Consider the following 7,175-nt stretch of genomic DNA (forward strand, 5'->3'; position numbering starts at 1 on the left):
TGATTAGAATTGGGGGGTATTTAGTTTTCAACTCCTAACTCCTAACTCCTAACTCCTAACTCCTTAATTGTACTGGCATTGCTAAATAAATCATTTTCACTCCTCCGATGGGAGAAAAAATAACGGGAGCTAAATTATTGTTTAATTGCATTTGAATTTCTGCCGAAGGTAGTGCTTTTAAACCTTCCATCAAATATTTAATATTAAAAGCAATATCAATATCTTCTCCTAATATCTGTGCTGGCATAGATTCCATTCCACTACCAATTTCTTGAGTTTCTACTGACAAGGTAATTTCCTGAGATTCACTATCAATGCTAACTTTAGCAATATTATTTTTTTGGTCTGCAAATACCGCAATTCTTTCTAATCCACTAATAAGTTGTTTTCTATCTAAAGTTAATTCTCGTTCAAATTGATTGGGTATAAGTTGACGATAAGCTGGATATTGTCCTTCTAAAGTTCTACTGGTTAAACGCTGATTTTGCCATTCAAAAACTACTTGTCCTTGATCAAAATACATTGCTACAGGTTCATCTTCTTTGGAACTATGGGCTAGCATTCTTTCTAATTCTCGTAAAGCTTTGTTTGGTAATGTTACCTCTAAAGAATCTAACTGTTCATCATCAGCATCTAAATTGTCGTTGCTAGTTTCTACTACTGCTAAACGATGTCCGTCAGTGGCTGCAAATTCCAAACTGTCTTTTTTAACTGTCAAATGTACTCCTGTAAGTACTTGTTTGCTTTCATCTGCACTTGTCGCAAATAGGGAACCCTCTAAACCTTCAATTAAGGCACTCACAGTCAGATGAATTGCTTTATCGTTTTCAGTTACAGGTAATTCCGGAAATTCCTCAGCATTCATTGCTCGTACTTGATATCGTCCGCTTTGTGGCTTGAGAGTGACGGTTAAACCTTCTCCCATCGAATGATTTTCTGTATCCGATGATTCGTCGATGTAGAGCGTTATTTCTCCCGATGGTAAACGAGAAACTATATCATTAAGTAGCTTGGCTGGAAGAGTAATTGTTCCGGATTCTAAAACCTCGGCTTTGAATGTGGTACGAATTCCCAAACTTAGATCGAAAGCTGTCAAACTTACTTGACCACTAGCAACATCTGCTTGTAGTAGCACATTAGCAAGTATAGGATGAGTCGGACGTGAAGGAACAGCACGAAAGGTTAGTGAAAGATGAGTATTTAAATCGCTTTGGTTGCAAACTAGTTTCATGGTGTATTTTACGGATGCTGCATATGGCTTGTACATACCATTAAACATAAGATTGGCTAGCATTGATGCCAAACTAATCCAGTTTATTTCTGAAGATTTATCTATCGAAGAAGCAGAAGAAGTCGAGAAAGCGACAAAGTAAAACAAGAAAAAGAGTTTTCGAGTTGATAAAAGCCTAATTTTTCTTGCTTTGGAGCCATGTGAAAATCGATACTTTATCCTTAAAACAATCTGCTTATGCAGTATTTTTTACCACACTATATATTTATCCAGATTATTTAGTGAAAATCTCAGCACAAATTCCGAAATCGTACATTTGTCGTTAAATAAACATTAGGGCAATATTCACCCCTATATTTTTTCAAGTTGTGGAAAACTTACCACAGTCTTCCTCAAAGACACTTCTACTAAAAGCTAATTGTGGAAAAAGCTGTGGAAAAACTAACTTTTTTTCCACAGAGTATTTATACTTAAATAAATTTTCCACAGTTTTTCTGCTAATTTTCCACAAATATATTTGCTTTTAATTTATTTTTATACTTATGTTAACTATTAAATAAAGAAGTAGCCCAATAGATAACTTATTATATCCAAGAAAGAAAACATTTTTGATTTTTGATTTTTGATTTTCACCTAGTACAGGTTGGCGCAAGTAAGATATCGATCTGAAAATCTAATCATGAGTATCAATCTGAGTTTAAAAAATGGGTACTTTATTTACGCCGTGCGGTACTAGAGCCATTTATATTAATGCGATCGCCAAGTTGACGTAAAGTTTGTACTAAATTGTGGTCGGTTTCTTTAAGTTGAGTAATTTTGTCACAACTGTACATAACCGTCGTATGGTCTTTACCGCCAAATTCTTCGCCGATTCGAGGTAAACTTAAATCTGTATATTGACGCATTAAATACATTCCGATTTGTCGCGCCCAGCTAATTTCTCTGCGTCGCGAATTACTTTTGAGGTCTTCGATAGAAATATTAAAGGTATCGGCGACTATACTTAAAATTGCTACGGGAGTTGCTTCTACTTTCTCAGTTTGTGGCTCTAAAACCGAGCTAATATTTTCCACAGTCATAGGTAAACCCCAAATGGAAACATAAGCCATTGCTCGAATTAATGCACCTTCCAATTCTCGAATATTATTTATGTAGTTGGAAGCAATGTATTCTATAACATCTCTGGGTAAACGTAAGTTTTCATCTTCGGCTTTTTTTTGTAAAATAGCCATTCTAGTTTCTAAATCTGGTGCTTGAATATCAGCAATTAATCCCATAGAGAAGCGGGAAGATAATCTTTCTTGGAGACGAGGGATTTGATTGGGGGGACGATCAGAAGCAATAACGACTTGTTTACCAGCTTCATATAAAGTATTAAAAGTATGAAAAAATTCTTCTTGAGTTGATTCTTTACCTTCAATAAACTGTATGTCATCAACTAAAAGTACATCAGTAGCCCTGTAACGTTCTCGGAGGCTTTGTCTGCTGTCATTACGAATAGCGCTGATGACATCATTAGTAAACTGTTCAGTAGAAACATAAAATATTTTAGCTGAAGGGAAAATTTCCAAGCGATAATTACCGATAGCCTGCATCAGATGAGTTTTCCCCAATCCCACACCACCATATAAAAACAAAGGATTAAATTCCTTACCGGGAGATTCTGCAACCGCTAAAGACGCAGCATGAGCTAAACGATTGTTTGCACCAACTACAAAACGGGAAAATACATATTTTAGATTTAAAATAGATGTTTTCTGCTCATTTTTACCGATATTTCCCGGAATAGTTGTAGATAGACGTAATTCATTCCTTGGTTCGCCTTCGTTGATTTCGGAAGCTGAATCACCGCTTGTAACTGTAAAATAAATATCTACCGGATGACCGAGAATATCCTGAACTACTGAAGCAATCGTTTTTATGTAATACTTTTGTAACCAATTGCGAGCAAAAGGATTGGGAGTACGAATTACCAAACAGTTGTTTTCTAACTTTTCGGCGATCGCGGTTTTAATCCAAGTTTCAAATGTGGGACGCGAAAGTTCTAGCTGCAAGCGTTCCAAGACTTGAGACCATAAATTTTCTATTTTTTCAGACATTTTAACCATCGATTGTGAGGTAATCGTCACAAAACAACAAGATATTAAATAAGTAGCCTTGCCAAAAACCTGATACTCAGGCAATCTAAACCCAAAACTAAATTTTAATTTGTAGTTACTCTTATATTTATCCAGTAGGCAATATCCTATCATTCACCCACTCACACGGAGAGCTAAAATCACATGAACAGAAAAGACAGTCAACGACAATCAAGTAAAATTTATACAAAAAATCAGACCCAGCAGTTTTGGGTAAGAAACTTTATCTTAACTTTTATTGTTGCCATTAGCACTATTTTGCTTAATGGTTGTTCTAATCTTGGTAATATTATAGGTCGCAACACCCCAGATACTCAGGCGCAGGCTGGCAATCAAAACAATCCAAATAATCAAAATAATAATGTACCTAAAATTGCTCCTCCTGCAATCTTCAAAGAGTCAAGAGACCCTAACTTTGTGGTCTCGGTGGTACAGGAAGTTGGTCCGGCTGTAGTGCGGATTGATACTTCTAGAGCAGTAAGTTCCGGTCTTTCAGATGAACTTGACGATCCGTTTTTACGGAGATTTTTTGGTAATGGCTCACCGATACAACCCAGAGAAAGAGAACAAAGGGGTAATGGTTCTGGATTTATTATCAACTCCAACGGTGAAATATTAACTAATGCTCACGTAGTAGACGGAGCCGATCGAGTAACCGTTGAATTGAAAGATGGTCGCAAATTTGACGGACAAGTATTAGGTGAAGACCCGGTAACAGATGTTGCTGTAATTAAAATTGATGCAGATAATTTACCTACTGTAGGTTTGGGAGACTCTGAAGCACTACAACCAGGAGAAGCGGTAATTGCCATTGGTAATCCTTTAGGTTTAAACTACACGGTAACTTCCGGAATTATCAGCGCTACAGGACGTTCTAGCCGTGATATTGGTGCTGCTGCTGATAAGCGAGTTGATTATATTCAAACTGATGCTGCAATTAACCCCGGTAATTCCGGCGGACCTTTATTAAATGCTAGCGGACAGGTAATAGGGATGAACACTGCTATTATTAGAGGCGCTCAAGGTTTAGGATTTGCGATTCCGGTAAATACAGTTAAAAGAATTTCTCAAGAATTAATTGCTAAAGGTCGAGTAGACCATCCCTATTTAGGAATTCAGATGGTGACGCTGACACCGGAAATCAAAGAAAAACTCAACAGCGAACTAGGAAGTCCGAGTATTTCAGCAGATAAAGGTGTTTTATTAATGCGGATTATGCGTGGTTCTCCAGCATCTCAAGGCGGACTAAAAGCCGGAGATGTTATCGTTAGCATTAATAAGCAGTCCGTAAATAATAATGAAGACGTACAAAAATTAGTAGAAAATAGTAAAATTGGTCAATCGTTAAATATAGAAGTGCAACGCAACGGCAGAACTATAAATTTAGCAGTTAGACCTGCTCCTTTACCTACAACCCGACAGGGTGGTTAGGAGTGTGGGGGACAGTTGACAGTGTAGCGCAGTGTGGCACGTAGTTACATACAGTGAACAATAATCTATTAATATGCTTCCTAGCTTATCTCCGATTATCACCGTCGCAACTCCAAACTCCAAACTCCTAACTCCTAACTCCTAACTCCTAACTCCTAACTCCTAACTCCTAACTCCAAACTCCAAACTCCTAACTCCAAACTCCTAACTCCAAACTCCTAACTTTTATATAATGTCTGAAAAACTTCCTATTATTCAATTAGGTAATCCGATTCTGCGGCAAAAAGCTGAGTTTGTTAATAATATTGAAGACAAAACTATTCAAAAATTAATTGATGATTTATTGATAACAGTAAGCGAGGCTAATGGTGTTGGTATTGCAGCACCACAAGTTGCCGTGGGTTATCGTATCTTTATCGTTGCTTCTCGTCCTAATCTAAGATATCCCCATGCTCCTTTGATGGAGCCAACAGCAATGATTAATCCTCGAATTGTTAATTATGCTGATGAGATTATCAAAGATTGGGAAGGTTGCTTGAGTATTCCGGGAATTAGAGGTTTAGTTCCGAGATATAAGACTATTGAAGTTGAATATACTGATAGATACGGTAAATTACAAAAACAAGAATTGACAGACTTTGTTGCTCGTATTTTTCAACATGAATACGACCATATGAGCGGATTAGTATTTTTAGATAGAGTTGAAAGCACTTTTGATATTTTTACCGAGCAAGAATATCAAAATTTGGTTTTTGATCGCCTTTGACGAAAGTAAAAACCCGACTTTTAGAAATCAAAAGCCGGGTTTTTCTAAAGTGTGTGTAAGAAACAGAATCACTTATTCTTCAGGATCGCGATATCGCTTATAAACATTCATCGCAGCCAGATAACATTCGTCAGCTTTTCGCAAATTTTCGTTTTTATCCCCACGAATACGCTGTTTATAAGTATTACCCAAATTATATTGAGTCATAGCCCATTGTTGGGGAACCAGATTCGGTTGATACACTTCTAAGGCTGCATTGTAAGATAATATAGCGATTTCCATATTTTCAGCTTTGTCGCCAGCAACGCGATCGCAATAGACATTACCCAAGTTATACTGAATTGCCGCCCATTGATACGGAAATACCGAACGTTGATATACGTCTAATGCCGCGAAATAGTATTGAATAGCGATTTCGAGGTTTTCTGCTTGATCCCCCTTTTCCCTACCTTTATAAGCCGTCCCCAAATTATTTTGAGTCATAGCCCAATCTTCGGGAAATAAATCGCGCTGGTAAACTTCTAATGCACGCTCATAACATTTAATACCTTCATCCAAATTGTCTGCACTGTCCCCATTAATACGTTCAACAAGTGCATTTCCAAGATTATTCTGAGTTCCAGCCCATTCTTCTGGGTACTTATCGCGATTAAAATAAGCTAACGCGACCTGATAGCCAGTAATCGCAATTTCTAAGTTCTCAGATTTATTACCTAAAGAGAACTGTTGAATTAATACACTAAAATTTACAATATCGACGACGACGTTATGGGCTATTGATGGTTGTACTTTCTCTATAGTCTCTTTTACCCAGTTTTCCATAACTTGAGCAAAATGCGTATTTAGTTTATCTAAATTCGCAGCCAATAGAGGATATACAACTTTTGCATTACCATTACTGTTAGAAGTAGTTCGTAATACTTCTCCCAGAAAATCCAAATAATTTTGAGCAGGTTTGAGAGCAGGTAAAGAACCTTTCATTCCCTCAGCTAAAGGTGTCGCAATCCCTTGCAAAAATTGCGAAGCTTTTTGCTCACCAATTTCTGCCATTATTCCTGCCACTTGTGCTAAAGTTAAAACGAATTGCGTATCAACTAAATCTTGATTTTTACGCAATATTTCAGCTTCGCTCCCACTAGGGCAACTCATTAACGTTTCAATCAATTTTAAATAAGCAGATGGACGTTCATCATCTTCAGAATTAAACGTCTTCGTTGCTTGTGTTAACATAACTTTTAGCTCTTGAGCTAAATTGCGTAAGAACTCAGTAGTTCCCGTTGCACCTTGCGCTTCTGCTTTGATGGCTATCTGCTCCATCACCATAATTAAATCTTCATCAACCAATTGTGTATTGGCTTTTAAGATTACAAACTCCTCTCCATCAGGACAGTTTAACAGTTCCTTAATCAGAGCAACATATTCCCGCAGACGGCGTTCATCCATTAGGGTGAATCTCCGTAGTTTTTAAGCTAATTTTTACACCTCAAACTGCTCAAGGTAATCGATATAAATACCTTTCTCAGCCTCTTGATACATTTATTGCTACTTTGAGTAGATGACGAAGGGGACAAGGGGATGGGGAGATGGGGAGATGGGGAGATGGTAAGCC

Annotated in this window: 6 protein-coding genes; 3 read left to right on the plus strand and 3 right to left on the minus strand. The window is 37.3% G+C overall.

Going from position 1 to position 7,175, the window contains the following annotated elements; genetic code table 11:
• Positions 1-55: 55 nt before the first annotated feature.
• Positions 56-1,231: a DNA polymerase III subunit beta gene (gene dnaN, locus IQ247_RS07855; RefSeq protein ID WP_193918749.1), complete on the minus strand. Its 1,176-nt coding sequence runs from the start codon at positions 1,229-1,231 to the stop codon at positions 56-58.
• Here dnaN and IQ247_RS07860 point away from each other — a divergent pair.
• Positions 1,230-1,373: a hypothetical protein gene (locus IQ247_RS07860; protein WP_193918751.1), complete on the plus strand. Its 144-nt coding sequence runs from the start codon at positions 1,230-1,232 to the stop codon at positions 1,371-1,373. The two genes, dnaN and IQ247_RS07860, sit on opposite strands and share 2 nt — an antisense overlap.
• A 571-nt stretch (positions 1,374-1,944) precedes the next feature.
• Here IQ247_RS07860 and dnaA read toward each other — a convergent pair.
• Complete coding sequence (gene dnaA, locus IQ247_RS07865; protein WP_193918753.1) at positions 1,945-3,330, minus strand: chromosomal replication initiator protein DnaA; 1,386 nt, start codon at positions 3,328-3,330, stop codon at positions 1,945-1,947.
• A gap of 183 nt (positions 3,331-3,513) precedes the next feature.
• Between dnaA and IQ247_RS07870 the strand changes: the two genes are divergently transcribed.
• Entirely contained in the window at positions 3,514-4,800 is a 1,287-nt protein-coding gene (locus tag IQ247_RS07870) for an HhoA/HhoB/HtrA family serine endopeptidase (RefSeq protein WP_193918755.1), read from the plus strand.
• A gap of 232 nt (positions 4,801-5,032) precedes the next feature.
• On the plus strand, positions 5,033-5,566 hold the full coding sequence (gene def / locus IQ247_RS07875) for a peptide deformylase (protein WP_193918757.1): 534 nt from the start codon (positions 5,033-5,035) through the stop codon (positions 5,564-5,566).
• Between the two features lie 72 nt (positions 5,567-5,638).
• On the opposite strand, the gene IQ247_RS07880 is transcribed toward def, so the two are convergent.
• Positions 5,639-7,009, minus strand: a complete 1,371-nt coding sequence (locus IQ247_RS07880) for a tetratricopeptide repeat protein (protein ID WP_193918759.1) — start codon at positions 7,007-7,009, stop codon at positions 5,639-5,641.
• Between the last annotated feature and the right edge of the window lie 166 nt (positions 7,010-7,175).

It is taken from the genome of Plectonema cf. radiosum LEGE 06105 (genome assembly GCF_015207665.1).
GTDB classification, from domain to species: domain Bacteria; phylum Cyanobacteriota; class Cyanobacteriia; order Cyanobacteriales; family Nostocaceae; genus Rivularia; species Rivularia radiosa_A.